Below are 23479 nucleotides of genomic sequence, written 5' to 3'. Positions count from 1 at the left end.
CCCCCATGCGCAGAATCCTGATCGAAAGCCTGTTTCGCTGCAAACTGACTGAACAGCCACCTCTCATCACCGACGCGGAAAAGGCCGCCCTGGTCGGCCACCTCGATCGCGCGGCCCAGCGCCGGCTTGGCCGCTCGCTCGCCATCCGCGAAGTCGATGCCGGGTCCTGCAACGGCTGCGAGCTAGAGATCATCGCGCTGAACAATGCACTCTACGATCTCGAACGCTTCGGCCTGAAAATCGTCGCATCACCGCGCCATGCCGACGTGCTGATGGTCACAGGTCCAGTCACCCTCAATATGCGGGATGCTCTGAGCCTGACCTATGAGGCAATGCCCGCACCCAAATTCGTCGTCGCGGTCGGCGATTGCGCCTGCACCGGCGGCATGTTTGCCCAAAGTCCGGCCTGCGTCGGTACAGTCGGACACGTGGTTCCCATCGACCTGCGCATTCCCGGCTGCCCGCCCGACCCCACAACCTTGCTCAGGGGGCTGATCAGCCTGATGACATAGCCGTATTTCCTTGGCACAACCTGGTCTATCCGCATATGCTGAGCCATTCTGGTCGATTTTCACTGACGAATAAAAGTTACATGTGCGTGATCCAAAAGTATCGCAGCCACCATGACCCAACGCACGCTGCTTGCTACAGCAGAATTGTCGGACGTCGCGTCCGATATGGAACGGAGAAGTCGTTTCACAAAATAGCCGCTCGTGTCTCCTTTACTGACAAACCGGCGACCGGCACGAGAAATAGGATTGCGACTCCCATCAGGATGAAAAGGCTATGGACGCCCGAAATAGACAAGAGGATGGGAACGCTTCCCGCCCAGACTACTCCTCCAAGGAAACGGGCAACGAATTCAGCCGCTGAAGCGCCAGTTCCCCTGGCTCCCGTCGGATAACTCTCGTTGATCAGCATTTTTTGAGCTGAAAACGTATCAAACCAAAAAATTCCGCTGCCAAGCAGGATCAATAACCACGGCGCCGCAGCGAAGCTGAATGCAAGGACGAATATGCCGGTGAAGATTCCATAAACCGCAACTGCCCATCGGCGGCCAATATAGTGCATCAATGCGCCCGCCAGCAAGTTTCCCGGGATGGCCGCTGCATTCATGATTGCCGCGTATAACAATGAATGCTTTAGATTAATCCTGTGCAAATTCAGTATCATTGGCATATATAGCAATCTCGTATAGAACATCATAAAAGTAACACTGAACATAATCCAGAGGGCGATTGTCGTTCGCAGATATTCCTTGGAAAATATGCGGCCCGGTTTGCCTATTTCATCAAATGCAATTCGTACCTCCCTCATTGCTGGCAGCGGCTTCTTGGTCCAACGTGCCACTTTTGCCTCAATGTTCGAAATTACCTTGTCGGCCTCGGCTGTGTGTCCGTGCGCAACCAGCCATCGGGGCGACTCCGGGGCGACGAGTATTAAATATGGAACAAACAGGAGGAGAATACCCGGTACCAAAAAGAGGGCATGATAACCGTAGAACGGCACAATGACGTAGCCGATGAGTAATGTCAAAAAATATCCAAGCCCGAGAATGCTATTGCAAATTCCAGTGTAATATGCCCGATTCTTACTCCCAACAAATTCGGCAAGATAGGTGAGTGTAATAGGAAAAATAAAGCCGAGACCGAGGCCAGTTAAAAGGCGAAACAAAACGAATGTTGTAAAACTGTTGGCGAAATATGTGAGTATTGTGCAAACTTCAGCAATCAAGACTCCGGCAATCAGCATTTTCTTTCTGCCGGTGAGATCGGCCAATGGCCCGACTATCAATGCGCCAAACACCGTTGTTAGTACAGCAGCCACACTTAATGTCCCAGTTTCGGTTGGTGTAAGCTTTAATGCCATCTTAAGTGGCCCTATTATCGCTGCAACAACCGAAGTGTCCATTCCCTCTACCAAAAAGGCGATCATACCCACTGCAAGTATCATAATATTGAAGCGGCTATTGGGTAACCGCTCCAGACGCGCAGAAAGTTCTGCGGATTTGCGAAGGAGGTCCAGGTCAGCCTGACTTTGTGGTACGACGATCCGAAACCGTTCAACTTTGTCAGCACTCTGCACCATTGTCGTTTCTCCCCTCCTTGGTTAGGACCGATATCCGATCCATTTGACTAAAATTGTTTAAAGAGCAAAGAGGGGAGCGATTCCGGTTGGGGTGAAACCGCTCCAAGAATCACGGAATTAAAATTCAGTCCTTTGGTCAGTCCGCCGCTGCAGATGCTCTTTGCCTCTCGCTCGTGCCAAAGCCAAGTATTCGCCGCGTCTCTGCCTGGGTAGCGACCGGTCGCCCAAGCTCGTTGCAGATTGCGATGATCTTCCGTACGGTTTCGGCATTGGAGGCGATAATGTCATCCTTGTGCGGATACATGTACAGGCTGTCCTCCATTCCGACCCGGATGACATCGGCGCCTATCATGATGGCAAGTACGGTGAGTGGTAGCCAATTTCTGCCGCCCACATAGATCCCAAGCGCCACATCTTCTCCGGAAAGCTCAGCTTTCACCTCATTGAACCAAGTAATCACCTGGATATGGGACCAGGGATCTTGCCTTACTGGGGGCGAATGATGCTTGCCCAAATGCATATTGATCCAAATCGGGCGTCTTATTTTGTTTGGTTTGGACAGAAGTGCATGTTTGATCCGATCTATGCTTCCAGGTGCATACATCTGCACTTCAGGTTTAACCCCTTTTGCTTCTAAATATTCGACAAGAATGGCCAGTTCAGTATCCGAGATGTTGTAGGCTAGGGGGCCGGTGGGCTCAGAAAAATCAGTGGTGACGGTAGCCGCGACTTGCAAATACTTCGGGTTCCATTCGACCAAGGGGTCGATATAGCCTTTGAACATGTCCAGACCGCGAGCCAGTCGATTCTCCATAATGTGGTTTGACGTGACGATCTCATCACCGACGGCATCAAAAACTCTATCCCATACCTCCTTATTGAGGGATGGGTCCTCAGTAGCAGCGCCGCTTTCATCTCGGACATGGATATGTGGGATCGTCGCGCCAGCCTTGACGGACTCAATTACTTCATCAGCAATTTCCTTGGGTGTCAGAGGGATATTCGGATTCTGAGATCGCAATATTCGGGCCCCTACGACGTCGACCCCGACGATCAGCGGCTTAGCCATCGTCATGATTTTCGGGTCTAAGTGAGCGAAATAGGTCGGCTCACTAAAGTGCTTCGAGACAATCGCCTTGACGTTTTCACTGGACATTTAGCTACCTTTCATCCTGGAGAATGTGGTTGTGGTTCATTCGACCAATGGCTCTGCCGATAGGCGCACGGACCTTCCGCGGGTCCGCCGGTGCCAGACACTCCAATAAGCTCTGGGAGTGTTCCATCTGCTTGGTCCGTTTGACGGTGACCCGCTCGACACGAGCCAAAATTGGCAACCTCGCCTTGCCGTCGGCCATGACGTTGGCTTGTCTAATTGCATTGAACGTTTCCTCAAGCGCGCATACGATATCGGCTTGCATTCCATAAAACAATTAGAATAATATGCGCTATTATTGAATGGAATAGTATAATGCTGAATGTCACCATCCGCCAACTTCGGGCTTTTATCCTGGTGTCTCGGGAGCGTAGCTTTACGCGTGCCGCCGCCAGACTGCATGTGTCCGCTTCTGCGCTGACGGTCTCCATACGGGATCTGGAAGCTGAGATTGGGTTGCGCCTATTCGATCGGTCCACCCGGTCGGTCGAAGCGACGCCGCAGGCCATTGCCTTTCTTCCAATTGCAGAGCGACTGCTCGACGAATTGGATCGAGCACTTGAGGATCTTCACAGCTTTGCCGAGCGGCAGAAGGGGTCCGTGACCGTGAGCGCAGCGGCGTCTTTTATTGTCTTCGTTCTTGCCCCGGCTATTGCGGAACTGGCACAAATCTATCCAAACATTACGGTGCGTGTCGTTGAGGACACGACCGAGGGCACGACCTCTCGAGTCCTCAGCGGCGAGGCGGATTTCGGCGTCACGACATTGTGGCGAACAGCAGACGACGCTTTCACCGCGATTCCACTGCTTCAAGACCGGTATGGGATACTGGCGCCGTTGGGGCATCCCCTCACCAGGGGGGATGGACCGCTCGACTGGTCAGCGTTGCTTCCTTATCCGATTGTGTCCCTCGGCCCGGAGGCAGGCATCAGGGCGCAACTGGACCATCATCCGAAACTCCGATCACTGCTGGCACGGCCGACCTACGAGGTGTCCAATGTCGCGGCGCTCCAGGCGCTAGTGTCACGAAGCGCCGGAATCTCGGTGGTGCCGGCATTAATGGCCCGGCAGGCCGGCGATCGTGCAATGGCGTTTCGGCCACTGATCAGACCGTCGTTGCAACGGGAAATCTTCCTGGTTCGCGCACGACGCCGCAACTTCGCCCCCGCCGCCCAGGCTTTGGTCTCCCTTATGTTGGAGACGCTGCGGATGTTCGCTTCGGATGAATACATTTCGCCAAATCTCGCAATTGATAGAAAGGGCCGGATCGCATAGGGCGTACCCATGCACGCACCCATGAATGCACCCAAGTAAAGGTAAGCGCCGTTTCTCCGACCTTGTTGAAAGGCGATGGTCGAATGGCTATGCGGCGGCTTGAATGATTTTCATGGCAGCGCGTTCGGCCTTCCAGTTCCAGGGCAACAGCCTGTCGATTTCGGTTGCTTTGGTCCGGCCGGAGACGATGCGCTCGAGGATGTCGGTGAGATAGGCGAGCGGTTCGACGTCGTTTAGTTTTGCGGATTATGCCGATTGTCGAACTATGCCGAATGGTTTTGTGAGCAGCCCGTCGTTTGCGCGCATTTGCACCCGTGCAGGACGGTGAGATAGACCGCGCGCTCGACATCAAAGCCGAAGTGCCGATCCGTGAGGTGCTGGCGTAGAACCTCGGCGCAACCCGTCTCCTGCCAAAGCCGGCCGAACACCAGGTCGGGGCCGATGCTGCGCCGGCGCAGTTCAGCCAATTCGCCCCTGTAAAACCGCGACAGCACGATCGACCGCCGCGAGTGTCGGGCCGCCGACGCGATCAGGCCGTCGAGCAGGTCGGAGTTTTCAACCTCGTCCCGGCGACCGAGCGCACGGATGACCCGTTGAACGTGACGACCACCTTCCCGGACGTTCTCGACAAGGTAAAGATACTCGTATTGACCGATCTTCTTGACACGGATGAACATGGCTGCTGACCTGCGAGATGGCAGAGCACCATGTCGAATCGGCAAGAGTCAAGAAAAACGCAGAAATCTAAATCCGACAACCCATTCGTTTTAGCACCACAATTCAGTCGACCGCCCAAAAATCCGCAGAGTTCTGCGACTTTTTCACGCGCGTGAAGGGCAAAGTGTCGAAGTTGGGCATGGCACATTCGTTGTCGGCGTCAGCCACCAAAAAGGCAAAAACCTGCTCCCAGACACCAGATTTTGCCCACCGGCTGAACCGCTTATGAATATTGATCGGGTCACCAAAGTGTTCCGGCAAATCCCGCCAGGGGATACCAGCCCGATACCGGTACAGAACCGCATCTACGAAGAGCTTGTTGTCCTTGGCAGTCACACCGACGTCGCCATCTTTGCCAGGCAAAAGATGTGCAATCCGCCCTCATTGGTCCGCCCGGAGCCCATAACGACCCATAAATCAGCCTTTCATATGCTGATCGACTATGAATCAGAGAAAACCCCGCGCCGGAATCTAAAGGTTTCTGTGAGGTCGCGCACCGTTGGCGCCGTGGCACGAGGTTGAGGGCGACCTCATTGAAACCGGATTGAACGAAACCGCGGGCCGTGAGGCAACTATGGGGAGAGTTGCCTTTGGCTGGGGGCTTGGCATCTGATTTTGGCCAACTGTGTGGCTGCTATTTCGACTTGGCTGATCTGTTTGAGGCCGGTGATGTCGTGCCGATCGTTGTAGGTTGGACCTTGAAGGGTTCGATTGCACTGGTTTCTTTGTGAGAACGGCCTGACACCGGCTTTGTCGAACAAGCGTTGCCTGCCGGCCCGCATGTCGCCGTGTTGCCAGATGGAATTTTTGTAGGTGGAGCGGTGGCTGTTCATGAGGTGTTGCTCCAGGTTGGACGCTGCAACGGGCGTGGTCCGTTGGTTACCGCAAGAGTGATCATCCTACCGCCGCAGCATGGGCAGATGTCTGACGGCGGCATGGCCGGCGAACACGCGGCCTCTGCGTCGGCTGTGGTTTTGGGTTCTGGTGAAGGTACTGCCAGCAGGTTCCGGCAGAGGTCGATTTTGGTTGCACGCTGCCCATTAGCGAGGAACCCGTAGTGGCGGATGCGATGGAAGCCATCGGGCAGGGTATGCTGGAGAAACCGGCGGATGAATTCATCGGCGTTGAGCGTCATGGGCTTGGTCTTGCCGTGATGGCGATAATCCTTCCAGCGGAAGGTAACCGATTGTTCGGTGATCTCGGCGATCCGGGAGTTTGCGATGGCGACGCGGTGGGTATAGCGGCTGAGATAGGCGAGGACCTGGGCTGGGCCGCCGAAGGGCGGTTTGGCATAAACCACCCACTCGATTTGGTGCAGCGCACGCAGTTTTGCGGCGAAGGCATCCGGTTCAGCGACGCCGGCCAGATCGCCGAAGAAGTTAAGCTGGCCAGCCTCGAATGCCCCGCGCAACGCATCGAGAAACAGCCGGCGGAACAACCGTGATAGAACGCGGATCGGCAGGAAGAAGCCCGGCCGGCAACCCACCCAGCGCGTACCGTCGAGCGATGGACCGCCGCCGGGCACAACGCAATGAACATGCGGATGGTGGTGCAGATTTTGGCCCCAGGTATGGAGCACGGCCAGTAGCCCGATCTCTGCGCCCAGGTGCTTGCGATCCGCTGCAATGGTGCGCAGCGTCTCGGCCGCGGTCTTGAACAGGATGGTGTAGATGACCTCCTTGTTCTGAAACGCCATCTCCGCCACCGGCGCCGGCAGCGTGAAGACGACATGGAAGTACGGCACTGGCAGCAGATCGGCCTGCCGTGCCGCCAGCCAGGCAGCGCGGGCATGCCCCTGGCACTTCGGGCAATGGCGGTTGCGACAACTATTGTAGGCGCAACGGATCAGCCCGCAATCGGAACAGACCTCGGTATGGCCCTACGGTATGCACACATCTCTTTGCGGCAAAGAATCAACCCGAAAAAATTTCGCCGAAGCCAGATTAAAGTACATGATCTGAAGTGCTCATAATAGAGAACACATAACGGGATCAAATCGGAATATCGGTTACAATCCGTTGATTTACATACATTTTATGAAATGTGTGAATCCCGTAGCGGTATGGCCACCAAGCGCCGCGGTGCGGCACAGTTCGATGGCACTCATAACCCGTCGCTCGATGCAGTTCAGGTGGCCGGCATGGGCGCGCCGATAGGCGTCGCCATGGCGGCGCAAGACGTCCGCAACCTCCAGATTCGCCGGCATGATCGCCGCCGGTCAAGGCGGCGGCACGATCTCAATCGTCAGCCGGTCAAGCGGGCTATCGGTCTGCCGGATCAGACCGCTCGAGACATGGGTATAGCGCGCCGTGCTGGATAAATTGCTGTGCCCCAGAAGAACCTGGATGATCCGGATATCGGTGCCGCTTTCCAGGAGGTGCGTGGCAAATGAATGACGCAGCGTGTGCACGGTGACGCGCTTGGTTAAGCCGGAGGCCGCGCATGCGGAACGACAGGCGGCATGCAAAACGTTCACTTCAATCGGGTTGTCCGGGTTGCGTCCGGGAAACAACCAATCCTTGGGACGCGCAAGCCGCCAGTAGGTGCGCAGAATGCCAAGCAGTTGCGCCGACAGCATGACATAGCGGTCCTTGCCGCCTTTGCCCTGCTGGACCCGGATCACCATCCGGCCACTGTCGATATTAGCGACCTTGAGAGACACCGCCTCGGACGCGCGCAGCCCAGCGGCATATGCAGTGGTCAGCGCAACGCGGGTTCGCAGGCTCGGCACCGCTTCCAAAAACCGCACCACCTCGTCGGCACTCAGGACCTCCGGTAACTTCCGGGGTTGCCGAGCATAGGCAATCCGCTCCGGTATCTCGTCACGCCGCAACGTGACGCCGTAGAAAAATCGCAGCGCGCAGACGTTCTGGTTCAATCCGGGCCATGAGATCCCTTTGGCAACCAGGTGCACCTGAAACGTCCGAACATCTTCCAAATCCAGCCGATCCGGTGAACGGCCAAAAAAGCGACTGAACTTGGAAACCGCGCTGATATAAGATCGTTGGGTCGCCGGTGATAAATTGCGGACCGTCATGTCCTCGGTCATACGACGGCGTAGAGGGCTGATATCAGTCATCTGAGGCTCCTGTCTGCTGAGGTTGGGATGGCAACCCAAACTTCTCAGACAGGAGACCGTCGCGTGAAGTGCGCCATCAACGGCGCCGCAAAATCAGCCGGAAATCACTACCGCAGAGCGGTTTTGTTCAATCCCCCCAGTCAAATGACCACAGGAGCTAATATCGTCATCGTGGCATTGCTCGCGGGGACATCACTGCCGGCGCATAATCTTCAGAATCTACGTCGACACCAATCGGTTCCCAACGTATAAGCAGGCATCCAAGTAAGCCCAATAAAGGAATCACCGCTATGATGAGCATAGCTGAGTTGATGCCGAAGGCTGCGAGTGCCAACGGGAATAGGAAAAACCCAAAGATGCTGCCAGCACGAGTGATAGCCTGAACGAACCCTACGCCAGCACCTCTGATAGACGTAGGATATGATAGAGCGGCCATTGTCTGACCCTGAGATCCCTGGCCAAATGAATGACCAAAGATAAAAACCGCCATGAGGATTGCCTCAAAATAAGCGGAGACATGACCGTTTGTTATACCCATGAGTATAAGACATGCCAACGTGATGCAATAACCGACAATAGATAGTCGCCTGGTTCCGACCCGTTGGGTAATTTTCGATTGGATACCGCCGCCTACTATTCCAGCCACGTTGAATAACGCCCCTCCCAGTATCGCATAAACAAATTTTTCTCCAAATAATAATAAAGATATTGTCGGCAAGTAGAAACCAACAGCAAAATATTCCATGCTCTGCGTAGCGCATATAATAGATGTAAGCAGGGTACGCATTTGATAAGGTGGCTTAATAATTTTCAGAAACACCTTAATTGAATGCTTTTGCAAATTTGCCGGCTCTTCTTCTAATTCCAATGCTACATTAACGTCTATTCCATACGTCTTTTTGAGCCCGCGGGCCGCCTCCTGGAGGTCGCCCTGCTGGGCGGCCCACATTGGACTTTCTTCCATGTAAATGAAGCGCAATATTAGAATAATGGCTGCCGGCAGCGCACCAAGACCAACGGCCCATCGCCAAAGATCATTACCTACACCAGCATAATAAAATGGCAAAATAACCACAAAACCTGCTGACGCCGCAACATACCAGGCAACTTGCCACAAATTCAGATAAGTTCCCTTGCTATCAGATGACGTGTATTCCGCGATGAAGCTCATTGCGACAGGAAAATCGAGACCAACGCCGAGTCCCATAAGTACTCTAAAGGCAATAAGGAGATCAAGATTGGTCGAAAAGGCCGCTCCAAGGGCAGCAATAACAAAAAAAATCAAATCGAGCATAAACATTTTTAGTCGACCGATCTTGTCACTATAATACCCACCCCATACTCCCCCTACCAACGCACCGCCAGCCATTGATGCTGTAAGTAGCCCGGTCTCAAAAGCGGTAAGACTCATTTGTTTTTTTAACTGAACAACACCTAGTCCAAGACTTGTAAAATCATAAGCATCGATAAATACGCCACCTAACGCAATTAGTACTATTATAAATGACGTATTTTTTATAAATTGATGGCTGTTTATTATGTCAATTATGTCCCTGGACGAGCGTATTGTGGTGACTTCATTACTCATAGGATTGCTCCTTTCGCAGTTATCGCAACCAATGGCTTTAAAATCGTTACGACATCAGAATCTGTAAATTTTGTTGGTAGAGCTATCCGCTCCCTGTCTTGATCTATCATCGCTCCCTCCTTGTATTATGCTACGATGGCTGACTGCTGCTGTACGACCCCTACTAATTCCTGGTTCGGTTCTGCCAGCGGCGCGCGCTAAGACAGCAACCGACAGTTCACGAAGAACTGGATTTGGCAACGCCTCAATACTTATGACCTCAGTTACACAGTTGCCTTTATATAGATCGAATGTTCGGTCGTGTAGAAGTTGGCAGCGGACGATCCCACGGAGTACGCGCCTACGCCCGACGCTTTTATTCCACCAAAGGGCATATGATTGTCCGGGATCGTGCCGTGGTTAATATGGATCATCCCGGTTTCGCTCTCATCGATAAAGCGCTGGATCACCGAGTTGGTATCCGAAAAAAGGCATGATGTTAGCCCGTACTTGACGTCATTGAGAATTACCATGGCTTCGTCGAGGGAGTCGTAGGAAAGGACCGATAGGACGGGCCCAAAAATTTCCTCGCGGGCGACACTCATTGTTGAGCCAACCCCGGTCAGTATTGTCGGCTCATAGAAGTAACCGCCTTCAGGATCGGCGTCGGTTGACGCCTTGCCGCCCGTCGCCACGTGCGCACCTTCCATCACGCCAGCGGCCACCATGGTTGTCACCCGGTCAAGTTGCCCTCGCGTCGTGAGCGGCCCCATGGTTACACCCTGCCGTAGCCCGTCTCCGAGCACCACCGCTTCGGCGCGCTCTACAAGGCCATCGATGACGTCGCGCACCACACGCGTCTGAGCCAGAACACGGCTGATCGCGGTGCAACGCTGACCCGCGCACATAAAGGCAGCACCAACAATCTGATCAAGGCAACTTGAGAGGTTAGCGGCATCATGTACAACAGCGGCATTCTTTCCTCCCAACTCCAGCGACACATCAGTCAAGTTCTCTGCAGCGGCGGTAAACACGCGTTTTCCCGTCGCGATCGATCCGGTGAACGTCACGCCGGCAACGCCCGGGTGTGAAATAAGAGCTGCGCCGACTGCGGCGCCTCCGTTCACAATCTGAAGGAGACCTGACGGCAAAGTCTTCCTAGCGATTTCGCCGATTAAGCAGCTCGTTGCGGGTGTGAACTCAGATGGTTTCAGGATGATGGAATTGCCAAAAACAAGTGCGGGCACGATCTTCCGCATTGGTGTCAAGATAGGAAAATTCCACGGTGTAATGGCAGCAATAATTCCTCGCGGACGGCGTGTGACCATGTTGTGAATGCCGGGACGTGCAGAGGGGAAGACCGCGCTGTGACTACGAGCAGCCTCCCCTACCATGAACCTGGCTTCAGCTATCGACTTGCCGACCTCCGCGCGCGCCTCAGTCAGCGGCTTTCCCTGCTCGAGGGTAATCGAGCGCGCCAGCTCATCCGCGTGGGTCGTGAGAGCGTCGAGGAATTGCGCTACGACCGCCCCGCGCTCGACCGACGGCACGCGGCGCCATCGAGTTTGTGCCGCGCCGGCAGCGATCATGGCTCTCTCAATATCTGCTTCGTTAGCACATGAGTAGTGTCCAATCACATCGTGCGGACGGGCAGGATTGAGGGTATCGAACACCTTTCCATCCCCGATCACCCAGCCTTCACCGATAAGGTTGCCGAAGTTGTAGTGAGTCATGACCGCAACTGCTCCCGTGCATGTGCATAAAGTGCCGTCCAATCATGTCTGCCGTGGCCCGCCTCGCTGGCCGAAACATAAGCCACTTCGGCAACCTTTCCGGTTTCTAGAGGAAGATTTAGCGATCGGCCCAGATCGAGCGCAAGGCGCAGATCCTTGATGGCGAGATCGATCATGAAGCCGGGACTGAGGTCGCCTTTTAGCACTTTCGCAGGGTAAGTGCTGCCCATGTGGCCGGTACCGGCAACTGTGCCAAGCATCACTGTGCGGGCAAGTTCGGCATCAAGGCCGCTAGCCTCAGCGAGCAGCAGCGCTTCAACAGTGGTGGCATTCAGTGTAATTGACATGAAATTGTTTACGATCTTCATTCGCGAACCCATCCCAACAGACCCACAATGGATGATCGTGTCCCCCATACGCTCGAAAACCGGCCGAGCCCGTTCGACCGCGGCGTCATTGCCCCCGACCATAATCAGAAGTTTTCCTTCGACAGCATGCTGCGTTTGACGTCCCACGGGAGCATCAATCATTGTGATCTTTGCGTCCGTCAGCCGCTTGGCAATCGCGTCAGTTGCTGCAGGTGAGATCGTGCTCATATCGATGTAAAGCGCATTGGGAGAGATTGTTTCTGCGACGCCGCTCTGGCCGAAAAGCACCTGCTCAACATGTGATCCGTTGGGCAGCATGGTGATAACGCAATCGGCACCCCGTGCCGCATCGGCGGCCGACGTTGTTCGTGTTCCCCCCACTGCGACGAGAGCGTCGACAGCCTCCGTTACGATATCAAAAACACGCAAGTCGAAGCCGCCGCTGCAAAGGCGCTGGGCCATTGGCCGCCCCATGGCGCCGAGGCCAACAAATGCGATAGTTTTTAACACAATAGAGGACTCCGCCTGCTAGATGTTCTTCAGAGATAAGAAAAATTATTTCGGGGATGGAGACATCCTTTCCCATGGTGACATCGGCCGGATCGCTCGCCTTGGCCGTGCGCTCCTCCTGCGCGAGCTGTGGGCGGATCTGAGCACCCTCCCGTCGTCCATGACAGTTGCACTTGGGGAAAGCCGGACACGAAGAAGATTACCACCTTGGCGTGCAATGGATGTCGAAATAGACGTCGATCGCGGGGATGTGCCCAGTCCGCTGCAATCCGACAGGGCAATGAGAGCGCCATGCGTCTGATGATGATATCGCACTGAGAGTGATCGGTTGCCATTTAAGTGCTATTATCATATGGTCAATAGGATGACAAGATGGGAAAAATGAGCAATTTGTTTTCCAGCAGTCCCGTGCCGCGCTATGCGCAACTGGCCGATCTATTCCGGCAGCGGATCGCCCGCGGTGTATGGCTTCCCGGCATGAAACTCCCTTCAAATGAAGAATTGGCCCGTGAACACAATGTCGCGCGAGTGACAATCCGCCAAGCGGTCGAGGTCCTCGCCCGCGACGGCCTCGTCGAGGCAAAGCAGGGACGCGGCACATTCGTTATCGGGCTGGTGACCAACGACCGCTGGCTCAAGGTGGAAACCACGCTTGCCAGTCTCGCCGAAGTCTATCGGGATACGGTTCCCGAGCTACTCAACCTCGTTGAAAGCACGAGGGATCCCCCACTTGAACTGTCAGACGGAGTTAAGGCGGCAAGCTATTTCTATATGCGCCGTGTTCATTCGCGCATGGGTCGCCCCTACTGCATCATTTCGATTTACCTCGACGAGCGGATCTTCAAGAAGGCTCCCGATGCGTTTCGGACACAGACGGTCATTCCCCTACTGACGGAAATGCGAAGTCCCAAGATTGCCACGGCCCGACAGACACTTACGATCGGCACAGCGGATATGGAAACGGCAAGGCATCTCGGTGTTCCAGTCAACGCTCCTGTCGCCGAGGTTCGGCGCGTGTTCAACGCTGCCGATGGCACCGTGATTTATCTCGGTGAGGTAACTTATCGGGGTGATTTTATTCACGTCGAAATGGATCTGAAGCCATGAGCGGAGCGGTGTTGCGCCGGCTTGAGGCATACGTTTTCCGTTATCCGGTTGCCACCCCGGTTCAAACTTCTTTCAGCGTTATGCACGACCGACCCGCCGTCTTTATCAGGCTCGAAGATGCTGACGGTTGTCAGGGATGGGGGGAGGCATGGTGTAATTTTCCATCAGTTGGCGCTGAGCATCGGGCCCGCCTGGTGACGAATGTTCTCGGCCCGATGGTGATTGGTCACATCCTCGACGACCCCACCGAATTGTTCAATTACCTCACACAGATGACAGCCGTCCTGGCGCTCCAGGCGGGCGAATACGGTCCCCTTGCGCAGGCTATCGCAGCTATCGATCTCGCCGCCTGGGATATCGCGGCTAAGCGCGCAGGCGAGCCCCTCTGGCGGCTACTCGGCGGTACTTCTCCTGAAATCGGCGTCTATGCGAGCGGCATCAATCCGACCCAGCCGGAACGGACTGCGAGCATCAAACTTGCCGAAGGACACCGCGCATTCAAACTCAAAATCGGCTTCGGTACTGAGCGCGACAAGCAAAATCTGGCGGCGGTCCGTGCCGTCGTGGGCGATGCGCACCTAGCCGCCGATGCGAACCAAGTATGGTCACTTCGTGACGCCAGAGCTATACTTGCGCAGATAGAGCCGTTTCACCTTGCTTGGCTCGAGGAGCCTCTACGCCGCGATCGGCCCTGGCATGAATGGTTGGAACTCGCCAATGCAGGCGCGCCACCGCTCGCAGCCGGCGAGAATCTGGCTGGCGAAGCGGAGTTTAGTGCCGCGCTTGCGGCAGGTGTCCTGGCAGTCGTTCAGCCCGATATCGCCAAGTGGGGGGGCTTCTCGGGATGCCTGCCGCTTGCCCGTTCCATCCAGAGGGCAGGAAAACGATTTTGTCCACATTTTCTGGGCGGAGGCATTGGTCTCGTGGCCTCTGCCCATTTGCTGGCTGCGGCTGGCGGTAATGGGTTGCTCGAGATCGATGCGAATGAAAATCCTCTCCGTGATCTCATCGCCGGATCTCAGATGATGGTTACGGAAGGCCGCGTCTCCCTGTCGGATTCACCCGGCCTTGGCATTGAGCCGGATTTTGCAAGGATCAAAGCCTATCGCGTCACAAATATCAATCTGTGACGGCGTTGGTGCAGAAATAGCGATGAGACGTTCGTTATGTCGTATGAGAGGGATGCGTACCTCAAGAGGCCTGTGTTCAGACTTTGCCCCCATCACGTTGTCGCGGTCGTAATAAAGTCTGAAAGTGGTGGTCTCGCCGGGATATACCCGAATGGGGTAACCCGCGAAGAAGCATAAGTTGTTCGAAAACCACTTTTTGTTCCGTAAATCGGGTTTGTCAGCAAAAAGTTCAGGTTGCGCGTGTGCTATATGCCGGTAGGATTGCGTCTCAATCATCGGCCTGGAACGCGGCCAACGGCGCGTTATGCCGCGCCGCGTGGCGGGCGAGATAGGCCATGACGCGATCGTAGCTCGCGCGCCCCTTCGCGGCGATCCATTCCTGGCGCATCTGCTCCGCACCTGGAACTTTCAGAAGCGAGGTCGGCGTATAGGCATTGGCCGGCGCGAGGCCGGCACCCTTGCCGTGCGCGGCGACGAAACCCGGCGTCAGCAGCTTGCCTTCGGCGCCGGCTTCCCGCCGCAGCTTGGTGTCCGGCTTGCACGCGCCCGGATTGACCGAACGCGCCACGCCGATCGGCCGTGCCGTGAAGCCTGCATCGTCGGGGCGGCGGCGCCAGATGCCGGCGATCACCCGCGCATTCTGGTCCCATTGCGACATCGGCGGCACGCCGAGCACCGCCTCGATCGTGCGCATCACGTCGACCTGGGAATAATGCCGCGCCTGTATCACGTTCGGCTTCACCCACGGCCCGTAGGCGACCAGGAAACTGCGATGCGCGTCGATGTGGTCGGCGCCGGATTGAGCATCGTCTTCGGTGACGAACACCGCCATATGCCGCCATGCCGTCGTGCGCGACAGCGCTTCGATCACCGCGCCGGTCGCGCGGTCGTTGTTCGCGACGTAATAATCCGGCGTGTAGTAGCACGGGTTGCGCCCCGCCGTGTGATCGTCCGGCAGCCAGATATAGACGAAATGCGGCATTTTGCTTCGATGCGCGGCGATCCAGCGCGTAATCACCCGAGCGCGTGCGGTGTCGAGCAGCATACGATCCCAGCCGGGATAACCGGCATCGGTCCGCGCGAGGATGTTAGGGCGAACCGCACCCGCACGATCGCGCGCGATGAATTCGCCGAAATTCTGGAAGGCGACGTGGTGCCGGGCGAGATCGTCGAACAGAAAGCGTCCGTTCGGATAGGATATCCAGGGATTGGTTGCGGGGCGCCTGAGCTTTGCGAGATCAATTGTATCGGCGAATGGGTCATCCGGGTCGGTATTTTTTGCCGGTTTCGCCAGCGGCTGGGTCCAGCCCGGATTCCCCTGCAAACCGCGACCGGAATAGTATTGCGCCCAACTGCGCTGGACGAAATCGGAATCGCTCGCCGCGGTGGTCCATTGATGACCCTGCGCGGTCACTTCGCCATCGGCGTCGAAATCGGCGAACAGCGCGCCGTGCCGGGCGAGATCGTAGAGATTGGGCAATTCCTTCGTGCCGTATAAAGCGAGATGCGGATCGGCCCATTTGCCGAGGCCCGGATAGGTACCGAAATCCTCGTCGAACGTCTTGTTCTCGCGAAGGATCAGAACGATGGTCTTGATTTTCCGTTGCAGCGACCGGGTCAGCGCCGCGTTGCGCTCGGCAAGTGCAGCGCGCTGCGCGGGAAGAAATTCGTTATTGCCGAGCGCTGCCGCGGTCCGGGCGGCTCTCGCGCCGGGGGATGGCTGGCGGGCGATCTTCTGCGCCAGCCCGTGCATCATGTCGCCGACCCATTGGTGTTCGAGATTCGGCCCGGAGCCGAGGCCTTTTGCCGACACCGCATAGATCGAATGCGCCGTGGCGGCGAGTGCCGACGGATACCAGCCGGTCGGGATCAGGCCGAGCAATGCGCCGGTCCGGGTGTCGTAGGCCGCGACATCGTCGTTGCCCGCATTGGCGACGAACAGCCGATCGCCCGCCAGCGCCAGCGCAGACGGATAGGAACCCGATGCGGCGCCCGCGTAGGGCAGCACCGAAATCCGCCGAATCACGCGCCTTGTCGCGGTGTCCACCTCGACCACCTGGTCGCCATTGGCCAGCGCGACGTAGAGACGCGGCGCGTCGCGCCGTCCGGCAAGGGCGATCGGATGCAGGCCGGCCTGGATCGAGTTTGGCGCGAGGCGCGGGCCGACGGCAATCCTGCCGATCGGCCGCATCGTTTTGGGATCGACCAGCGCCACGTCATTGTCGCCCCAGAGCGATACGGCGAGCACCTTGCCGTGATCGGCGAAGGCGAGCGCATTGGGATAGGCACCGACATTGAGATAGCGGACATGCCCGGTTCCGATGTCGATACGCGCGAGGCTGTTGGCGAGCAGACCGGCGGCGAAGACATGATGCGCCGAGACCGCGACGGCGGCGGGATAGAAATAGCGCGGATGGGCGGCCGCATCCGCTCTCAGTCCGGCCGGCTTGTGGATGCCTGGGTGATGCGCGCCCTGATACACGTAAGGGTATTGCGTGCGCGGAAACTTCTGCCAGGCGAGATGGTAGCGGCGGATCACGCGGGGCGTCGCATGGCCAGTATCGATCGCGAGAATATCGTTGGCAGCGCCGCCTGCCGCATAGAGCGTATCGCCCGACCCGGCTGCGAGTCCCTGGAAGAAATCCTGATGGCCGATCGTAATGGTGTTCGGTGCTGCGGCCGGCTTTGCGGAAGCCGGCACGGCGAGCACCTGGCCGCCGGATTCGAGCGTGACGCGGTCGTAGAAGGTGATCGACTGGGTGCGGGTGGCGCCGTTGGCGAGCACGGCGATGCGGTTGCCGATAATCGCGATTCCGGTCGGGAAATTCGGCGTCGCCACAATGGTGCCGATCGGCGAAACCAGCCGCCCGGTCGGCAGATTATGGGTATAGGCTGGTCGGTTGGTTCCGGTTATCGTGACCGGCGCCGGAGGCGGAGCGGTCCAGGCGCCGAAGCCGAGGCAACTCATGGCTGCAACACCCAACCGCAGCTTCGACATGACCGCTCCTTTCAACCCGCCCCGGACACATGCACCGGGATTTCGAAAATGATTGCGTGATGTGGCATTTTCGTGAGAAACGCAGGAAAATGCGAGTCGCGCACCGCTTCGCTCGCCGCACGGTTCGCCGCCTGATATCCGCTGCGTCTGATCACCCTGATCCAGAGAACCTGCCCCGTTGACGTGACCTTGAACGCAATCATCGCCACCCCGCTTACGCCGAGATTGCGTAGAGCCGAGGGCACGACGAGGTGCGAAAGAATGATACCGCGCATGATGCCGGCATAGCGCGCCTCGGCGGATTGTCTCTGCGCCGGGCTTGGCGGTGGCACCGTGGTTTGCGGTGCCGGCAGCACCGGTTGCCGTGAGGCGGCCGGTTGCGACGGGATCGGGTGCACGACCCTCCGAGGCACGATGTGATGGGCCGGCTTTGGGGGCGGCTTGCGCGGCACGTGGATATGCGGGTGGTTCGGCAGCGGTGGTGGCGGCTTCGGCAGAGCCGGAAGCGGCTTTGGTGGGTTCGGTTTGGGCGGATGCATTGGTTTCGGCGGCAGCGGGATCGCCTTGGGAGGCCCGACCGGCTTGACCAGATAGACTGCAATAGTGACCGGTTTGACCACAAGCGGCTTGGGCAGCGGCGGGGTGAACATCAGAGCCACGATCGCCACCACTTCGATGATCAGCGCCGCCAATAGCGCCCAGCCGAATCGGGATTCGCCCGGTCCGGCCATGGTATCGAACAAAAGTTCAGCCATTCATCAGAACAATGCGGTGACGCTGAGATAGAAGGCGCGCGGTGCGCCGAGCAGAACCGACTGGTAGTTGTTGCCATTGTAATCCTGATATACCTTGTCGGCCGTATAATAGCGCCGGTTCAGCAAATTATCGAGGTTGAAGGCGATGCGCAGTGCGTTTACCCGTCCGACATGCACCGGGATCGTTTTCTGGATGCCGAGATTGAGCAGGAAATAGGGCGGGCTTTTCAGGCTGGTCGGCGTGCCGGCAAGACCCTGCTGGAGATATTCGACGCCGACATATTGCGCGTTGCCATCGACCATCCAGCCATGCCAGTCCCAGGTTACTCCGCCGCTCAGGAGATTCTGCGGAACGTCGGCCAGCGGTTGGCCGGCTTGCACCGTGCCAGCATAAACCGACGAGAACGAGTTCAGAAACTTTGTATTGTTATGGGCGTAGTTGAAATAGGTGCTCCAGTCGCCGATCAGGCCACCGATCCGGCCGGCATGGTCGATCACCTGCAATTCCTCGCCGTCATAGCGTGAGTTTCCGCCGTTCGAGGTGGTGGTGGCACCGGTCACCAAGCTTGTCGAGTTGATGAAAGTATTGGTGAAATTCTCGCGATAATAATTGACCGCCGCGGTGAACCCGCCACGCGTGTAGCGGAGTCCCGCCTCGTAGTCCTTCACGTATTCCGGTTTGATCGAAAGCGGCTGGACGATCGGCTGGCCCGCCGAATTGGTCACGCCGATATTGCCATAATAGGCGCCGATGCTCGGGAATTTGATGTTCTCACCATAGGCCGCATAGGCGGTGATGTTATGGGTGAATGCATAACTTGCCCCGACCGTCGGCGAGGTAAAACTCTCGACATCGGAAACACTGCCGGGGATCGGGTAATAAAAACCCACTGCGTCGTGGGATTTGGTGATGGCATGGATGAACTTCACGCCGGGCGTGATGGTCAGCCGGTCATCGAACAGACTGATCTTGTCCTGGATATAGACCGAGGCCAGCGTGCGCAGATCATGCTCGTTCCAGGCATTATTGTAGCCGGGGATCTGCGGCACTGGCTGCGTGCCATACCAGTATTCGCGGGAATGCAGATGGCCCGAGGTCAGATTGCCGCCAATCACGATCGTATTGTATGGCAGATCGGCGGTGAATTGCGGTTGCACCCCGATCTGGGTGCTGTATGATCCGTAGAAATGGTATTGAGCACCGGTTGCATAGGAGCCGAACAGTGCAAGCGGATCATAGGTCGTGATGCCCGGAGTCGGCGAGAACGGATAGGTTGCCGGCGAGTTCGGCAACCCGTAGGGCATGTTCGGACCCTGCAGGAAGGCCGGATTGGTATACGACGTCCGCATGTAGTTATCAGCACCGAAGAAAAATTTGATGTCCCCGCTCAGAACCGGTGTGAAGTTCTGCGAAGCGCCGAGGATTGCCATATATTGCGTGTCGATATTGTGCGAGTAGGTCTCGTTGAGCGGCCAGTTGAACTTCCGCCCATACTGCTCGACCAACGCGATCGGCACGGTATGTGGTGTCTCGCCGAGATTATGGTCGTAGATGAAATAGCCATAGACCTTGCCGGTGCCGCCGAAAGTAGGTGCGTTGAATGTGTAGTAGAAATTATTGTTCTGATCCTTGCCATTTTGCAACCAGGAATCGCTGATCGAGCGATGGAAGGAGAGGAGCTGGCGCACGCCATCGACCGAGCCGGTGTTCAGCCGCACATGAAAACCGAGCGAGTTGAAGCTACCATAGGAGATGCCGGCCTGACCGTTCGCGATCGAGGTCGCTTCGCGCGGCACGTAATTGATGGTGCCACCCAGCGAATTATAGGAATTGACCGACGGGTTGTTCACGCCGCGATAGATCTGCACCTGCTGGAAATCATCCAGAGTGACCGGCGTATTGTTGCGTTGCGAGGCGGCATTGACCACGCCCGCGTTGAACAGGTCGTTCAATGCCACGCCGCCGAAGGTTTCGGAAAACTGCCCGTCGTTAAAGGCGCGGAACTGGATATTGGTGCGCATTCCGTTCGGGCCGGAACTGGTCGCGACCACCGAGGGTAACTGGTTGAGCAGCGTCTGCGCGTTGGTACCGGGCGAGGCATTGTCGATCCGGCGCTTGCTGATCGTGCTTTCGCTGTAGGTCGCCTTCTGCGGGATCGTCGAGTTCTCGATTTTTGACGCAGATTTCGAGACGCCTTCGATCTTCACCGGTGTGGTGTTGCCCGGAATCTGCACCACCTGGGCGGACGCCGCCGTTATTGAGCCAAAACTGAGGATGCCGCTCAGCACGGTGCCGGCCAGAAACCGCAATCTCGTCATGTCGCGCCCCTCGATACCGTATGTTGGGGTGCTTTCTAGGCACGGGCGATGACACGGTAATGACGATTCACTTTCAGATCGATGACATCGACATAGAATGTCCCGGTCTCACGGCATAGTGACTTTATGGTCACGTCAGGCTCATACTGCAGCAGCCCATGGCTATCCAAAGTGAACTTGTATCGCACAGCGTACCGGGAACCGCGGTGCTCTTGGCGCATTACACCACTCTCACGCATCCCTCCGTGACGCAGGTAAACAGGTTGGCCAAGGTGCAGGTCACGAACAGACGGTGCGCGTTCTTGTCCAACCCGTGATAGCGCAGCTTCAGGAAGCCGAACCTCCGCTTAATCACCTGCCGTCGTTCTGACTGTCTTGGCAAGACGTAACCAGTTCATACCTGTCAGGGGTCGAAACAGAAATCGGGTCGGCCAAACTGGCGCGGTCGTAAATGGGCCGACCAACTACAGGTAGAGCCGGCCCGAAAGCGGTCAGAGTGCTTCGTGCGCCGCCGTGTGGTGCTTCGCGGCCTCACCGGCATGGTGCTGCGCCTGGACGTGATGGCCATAGGCCATATGAGCGTGATGGCTGGCTTCGTGATGAACGCCGGCCTCAGCGTGTTGAGCAGCCTGAAGGTGGTGTTCTGCCGCTTTCTCGTAATGATGCGCCGCCAGGTTATGATGTTCGCTATGGGTGTGATCGCTCATGGCATGACCTCTTACATGATTTCGGTGGATGATTGGTGTTGTCTCGAGTCCGCCGGGGTTGATGGACCTCGGTAGTCCCATATAGCGCCTTGGCAGATCGCGTGGTGGTGACCGTTTCATTGCACATACGATGGTTGATCTCCCCATGCGAACCATATCAACCTTTGTGATCTGATAATCACGATGCGGAGAGAACGCGCAACAAAACAGTCATTGTCATCGATTTGAAAACGTTCTGTCATCGCCGTGTCATCGTTCGCGCCTAAAAGGCATCCCAACTACGGTATTTAAGGGGCACGATATGACGAGTTTGCGGTGTCTGACTGGCATAGCGCTGAACGGCGCGATGTTCTTTGACGTGATGGATACGGCGTCCGCGCAGGTGGTGCAGATTCCGGGCAACACCACACCGGTGAAAATCGACGGCGTCTCGAAATCTGCGGCGAGCACTCGACGATCCCGCAGAAGGCGACCTACAGCGAAAGCACGATCAGCAAGCGCCGGATCGACAATGCCTCGCCCGGTACCAACGCGCAGACGCTGCTCAACCAGTTACCCTCGGTGGTCGCGACCAGTTCCGGCCCGAACGGAATGCGCACCAATATCCAGTTCCGCGCCTTTAACGACGGGCAGTTTTCCGAAACCTTCGACGGCGTGGCGCTGAACGACCTCTTCAACGCAGGCGTGATCAATGCCGCCTCGCAACGCAACAATACACCAGTCAATAATTCTCGTTTAACCGTCATTGATCGCTAGGAGCATCGGTTTCGGTCCCATGCAATTCAACAATCGGTTGCTCAGAGCATCACAATCGCTGCAGGCCGAACCGGTGTCACCATCAGCGTCTTCGTCTTTCCTCTCCTGTTCAGACGGATCGGTGAAGGCGGTGCGGTTCTGGTGCTGGTTACTCTCGCGATATTGGGTGCAGTTTTGACAGCTGTTCTGGCTCCTGAAACGCGGGGCAGAGAGCCCGGAGCAATCCACCTTGAGCATCCAATCCGGGCTGAGGTTGGAACCGCAGGCGAGACCACCGAATGAGTTACGTCAAGAGCACCACGGTCCCTCATGCGAGGGTAAAAAAATATCGTTATACCGAACTCGTCGTCGCATTGGGTGGTCTGCCGGGGGCAGGGAAGAGCGTACTCGCGAACCGACTGTTACGCCCACTCACGATCAAACATCGGCGCCCAATGATCATCAGCAGCGATCAGATTCGCAAGCACATTTTCGGCGTGGCCCCAACGGTCCGTCTTCCACCTGAGGCATCTAGTGATCATGCGACCGATTTGGTCCACGAGGCTATTGTCGCGCACGTTGCAGCTCGGATCGGGGTCGGACCAACGATCGTCGTTGCCACTTTCCGGGATCCCGGCTTCAGCGATGTTCTACAGGCGGCCACGGACCGGCAACAGGGACAGTTCGTGGGGTTTTGGATCGACACTCCGATTGAAGTTCTTGAGGCGCGGTTTCTCGATCGTGAGGACGATGTGCCGTATGCCATGGGCACCTTACATGAAATCCTTCAAGAAGGTATCGCCCGTCCATCCGAATGGATAGTGATCGAAGGGGGCGATTTGGAGAAAGGCAGACAAAGAATTCTCACGACAATAAAAAATGGGTGGGTCGAGTTCGATTTACCGTCTTCGGGGTGAACCAGTGCCGTATAATGCGACCCATGGCCGCGAACCCAGGCTGAGCCAACGATCAAAATCAACCCGCAACTCGCCCTCCATCAACCCACTCTTCGCGGATACCGTCGTCACCCCACCGAAACCACGCCATCCACTTGATTCGGACAGGATATTTTACTAGAAAATATACCTGAACTCATCGTGCTCAAGACTCCCCTCATTTTCACACTGCCCCGAAAGTCTCGGCGAAGACGGGCAGGTCGGCGAGCATATCGGCGAATTTCTGGACCAGTGGCAGCAGGCGAGGCTCCGGCATGGTGGGGATGAGTTCGTATAGCATGC

At 56.7% G+C, this 23479-nt stretch carries 17 protein-coding genes and 3 pseudogenes; 7 read left to right on the top strand and 13 right to left on the bottom strand.

Features of this window, described 5'->3' with window-relative positions; genetic code table 11:
* The first annotated feature begins 5 nt into the window (after window positions 1–5).
* Window positions 6–512 (top strand): NADH-quinone oxidoreductase subunit B family protein, encoded by a 507-nt coding sequence (locus AiwAL_RS13840; RefSeq protein ID WP_262312872.1) that lies wholly within the window; start codon window positions 6–8, stop codon window positions 510–512.
* A gap of 184 nt (window positions 513–696) precedes the next feature.
* On the opposite strand, the gene AiwAL_RS13835 is transcribed toward AiwAL_RS13840, so the two are convergent.
* Window positions 697–2088: an MFS transporter gene (locus AiwAL_RS13835; protein WP_262312871.1), complete on the bottom strand. Its 1392-nt coding sequence runs from the start codon at window positions 2086–2088 to the stop codon at window positions 697–699.
* Between the two features lie 136 nt (window positions 2089–2224).
* On the bottom strand, window positions 2225–3244 hold the full coding sequence (locus AiwAL_RS13830; RefSeq protein WP_262312870.1) for a 3-keto-5-aminohexanoate cleavage protein: 1020 nt from the start codon (window positions 3242–3244) through the stop codon (window positions 2225–2227).
* Between the two features lie 312 nt (window positions 3245–3556).
* Here AiwAL_RS13830 and AiwAL_RS13825 point away from each other — a divergent pair, with 312 nt between their 5' ends.
* Entirely contained in the window at window positions 3557–4516 is a 960-nt protein-coding gene (locus AiwAL_RS13825) for a LysR family transcriptional regulator (RefSeq protein WP_235704780.1), read from the top strand.
* Window positions 4517–4603: 87 nt separating this feature from the next.
* On the opposite strand, the pseudogene AiwAL_RS13820 reads toward AiwAL_RS13825, so the two are convergent.
* The 8 genes and pseudogenes from AiwAL_RS13820 to yihU form a co-directional block, all read right to left on the bottom strand.
* A pseudogene (locus AiwAL_RS13820) lies at window positions 4604–4750 on the bottom strand (transposase domain-containing protein); the annotation flags it as partial.
* A gap of 29 nt (window positions 4751–4779) precedes the next feature.
* Window positions 4780–5193, bottom strand: a complete 414-nt coding sequence (locus tag AiwAL_RS13815; RefSeq protein ID WP_235704779.1) for a hypothetical protein — start codon at window positions 5191–5193, stop codon at window positions 4780–4782.
* 124 nt (window positions 5194–5317) lie between these two features.
* Window positions 5318–5608: pseudogene (locus AiwAL_RS13810) on the bottom strand (transposase); the annotation flags it as partial.
* Window positions 5609–6062: 454 nt separating this feature from the next.
* Window positions 6063–7112: pseudogene (locus AiwAL_RS13805) on the bottom strand (IS91 family transposase); the annotation flags it as partial.
* A gap of 339 nt (window positions 7113–7451) precedes the next feature.
* On the bottom strand, window positions 7452–8312 hold the full coding sequence (locus AiwAL_RS13795) for a site-specific integrase (RefSeq protein WP_235706308.1): 861 nt from the start codon (window positions 8310–8312) through the stop codon (window positions 7452–7454).
* 166 nt (window positions 8313–8478) lie between these two features.
* Window positions 8479–9900, bottom strand: coding sequence for an MFS transporter (locus AiwAL_RS13790; RefSeq protein ID WP_235705690.1), 1422 nt, complete (start codon window positions 9898–9900; stop codon window positions 8479–8481).
* Between the two features lie 263 nt (window positions 9901–10163).
* The gene (locus tag AiwAL_RS13785) at window positions 10164–11612 is read right to left on the bottom strand and encodes an aldehyde dehydrogenase (RefSeq protein WP_235705689.1); all 1449 of its coding nucleotides are present in this window, start codon (window positions 11610–11612) and stop codon (window positions 10164–10166) included.
* Window positions 11609–12490: a sulfolactaldehyde 3-reductase gene (gene yihU, locus AiwAL_RS13780; protein WP_262312869.1), complete on the bottom strand. Its 882-nt coding sequence runs from the start codon at window positions 12488–12490 to the stop codon at window positions 11609–11611. Before yihU ends, AiwAL_RS13785 begins: the two co-directional genes overlap by 4 nt.
* A 381-nt stretch (window positions 12491–12871) precedes the next feature.
* Between yihU and AiwAL_RS13775 the strand changes: the two genes are divergently transcribed.
* Entirely contained in the window at window positions 12872–13597 is a 726-nt protein-coding gene (locus AiwAL_RS13775) for a GntR family transcriptional regulator (RefSeq protein WP_235705687.1), read from the top strand.
* Entirely contained in the window at window positions 13594–14727 is a 1134-nt protein-coding gene (locus AiwAL_RS13770) for a mandelate racemase/muconate lactonizing enzyme family protein (RefSeq protein ID WP_235705686.1), read from the top strand. Before AiwAL_RS13775 ends, AiwAL_RS13770 begins: the two co-directional genes overlap by 4 nt.
* A 268-nt stretch (window positions 14728–14995) precedes the next feature.
* Here the strand turns inward: AiwAL_RS13770 and AiwAL_RS13765 are convergent, their stop codons facing one another.
* Genes AiwAL_RS13765 through AiwAL_RS13755 form a run of 3 tightly spaced genes read right to left on the bottom strand, consistent with a single transcriptional unit; the run spans window position 14996 to window position 20799 of the window.
* Window positions 14996–17725: an alkaline phosphatase family protein gene (locus AiwAL_RS13765; RefSeq protein ID WP_262312868.1), complete on the bottom strand. Its 2730-nt coding sequence runs from the start codon at window positions 17723–17725 to the stop codon at window positions 14996–14998.
* Window positions 17726–17736: 11 nt separating this feature from the next.
* Entirely contained in the window at window positions 17737–18480 is a 744-nt protein-coding gene (locus AiwAL_RS13760) for an energy transducer TonB (RefSeq protein WP_235705684.1), read from the bottom strand.
* Window positions 18481–18483: 3 nt separating this feature from the next.
* On the bottom strand, window positions 18484–20799 hold the full coding sequence (locus tag AiwAL_RS13755) for a TonB-dependent receptor (protein WP_235705683.1): 2316 nt from the start codon (window positions 20797–20799) through the stop codon (window positions 18484–18486).
* Between the two features lie 503 nt (window positions 20800–21302).
* Between AiwAL_RS13755 and AiwAL_RS13750 the strand changes: the two genes are divergently transcribed.
* The 3 genes from AiwAL_RS13750 (at window position 21303) to AiwAL_RS13740 (ending at window position 23158) form a co-directional block, all read left to right on the top strand.
* A complete protein-coding gene (locus AiwAL_RS13750) occupies window positions 21303–21581 on the top strand; it encodes a hypothetical protein (RefSeq protein ID WP_262312867.1) in 279 nt (92 codons plus the stop codon).
* A gap of 360 nt (window positions 21582–21941) precedes the next feature.
* Window positions 21942–22262: a TonB-dependent receptor plug domain-containing protein gene (locus tag AiwAL_RS13745; protein WP_316044783.1), complete on the top strand. Its 321-nt coding sequence runs from the start codon at window positions 21942–21944 to the stop codon at window positions 22260–22262.
* Between the two features lie 278 nt (window positions 22263–22540).
* Complete coding sequence (locus AiwAL_RS13740; protein ID WP_235705681.1) at window positions 22541–23158, top strand: AAA family ATPase; 618 nt, start codon at window positions 22541–22543, stop codon at window positions 23156–23158.
* Window positions 23159–23479 lie beyond the last annotated feature (321 nt).

It is taken from the genome of Acidiphilium sp. AL (genome assembly GCF_025499445.1).
Lineage (GTDB): Bacteria > Pseudomonadota > Alphaproteobacteria > Acetobacterales > Acetobacteraceae > Acidiphilium > Acidiphilium iwatense.
The sequence above is the reverse complement of the archived record's forward strand: the minus strand, read 5'-3'. Positions and strand labels throughout refer to the sequence as shown.

Bases quoted from the DNA above. Each gene is read 5' to 3' on its own strand.
- AiwAL_RS13840 (WP_262312872.1), top strand. From the start codon at position 6: ATGCGCAGAATCCTGATCGAAAGCCTGTTTCGCTGCAAACTGACTGAA.
- AiwAL_RS13835 (WP_262312871.1), bottom strand. From the start codon at position 2,088: ATGGTGCAGAGTGCTGACAAAGTTGAACGGTTTCGGATCGTCGTACCA.
- AiwAL_RS13830 (WP_262312870.1), bottom strand. From the start codon at position 3,244: ATGTCCAGTGAAAACGTCAAGGCGATTGTCTCGAAGCACTTTAGTGAG.
- AiwAL_RS13825 (WP_235704780.1), top strand. From the start codon at position 3,557: ATGCTGAATGTCACCATCCGCCAACTTCGGGCTTTTATCCTGGTGTCT.
- AiwAL_RS13815 (WP_235704779.1), bottom strand. From the start codon at position 5,193: ATGTTCATCCGTGTCAAGAAGATCGGTCAATACGAGTATCTTTACCTT.
- AiwAL_RS13795 (WP_235706308.1), bottom strand. From the start codon at position 8,312: ATGACTGATATCAGCCCTCTACGCCGTCGTATGACCGAGGACATGACG.
- AiwAL_RS13790 (WP_235705690.1), bottom strand. From the start codon at position 9,900: ATGAGTAATGAAGTCACCACAATACGCTCGTCCAGGGACATAATTGAC.
- AiwAL_RS13785 (WP_235705689.1), bottom strand. From the start codon at position 11,612: ATGACTCACTACAACTTCGGCAACCTTATCGGTGAAGGCTGGGTGATC.
- AiwAL_RS13775 (WP_235705687.1), top strand. From the start codon at position 12,872: ATGAGCAATTTGTTTTCCAGCAGTCCCGTGCCGCGCTATGCGCAACTG.
- AiwAL_RS13770 (WP_235705686.1), top strand. From the start codon at position 13,594: ATGAGCGGAGCGGTGTTGCGCCGGCTTGAGGCATACGTTTTCCGTTAT.
- AiwAL_RS13765 (WP_262312868.1), bottom strand. From the start codon at position 17,725: ATGTCGAAGCTGCGGTTGGGTGTTGCAGCCATGAGTTGCCTCGGCTTC.
- AiwAL_RS13760 (WP_235705684.1), bottom strand. From the start codon at position 18,480: ATGGCTGAACTTTTGTTCGATACCATGGCCGGACCGGGCGAATCCCGA.
- AiwAL_RS13755 (WP_235705683.1), bottom strand. From the start codon at position 20,799: ATGACGAGATTGCGGTTTCTGGCCGGCACCGTGCTGAGCGGCATCCTC.
- AiwAL_RS13740 (WP_235705681.1), top strand. From the start codon at position 22,541: ATGAGTTACGTCAAGAGCACCACGGTCCCTCATGCGAGGGTAAAAAAA.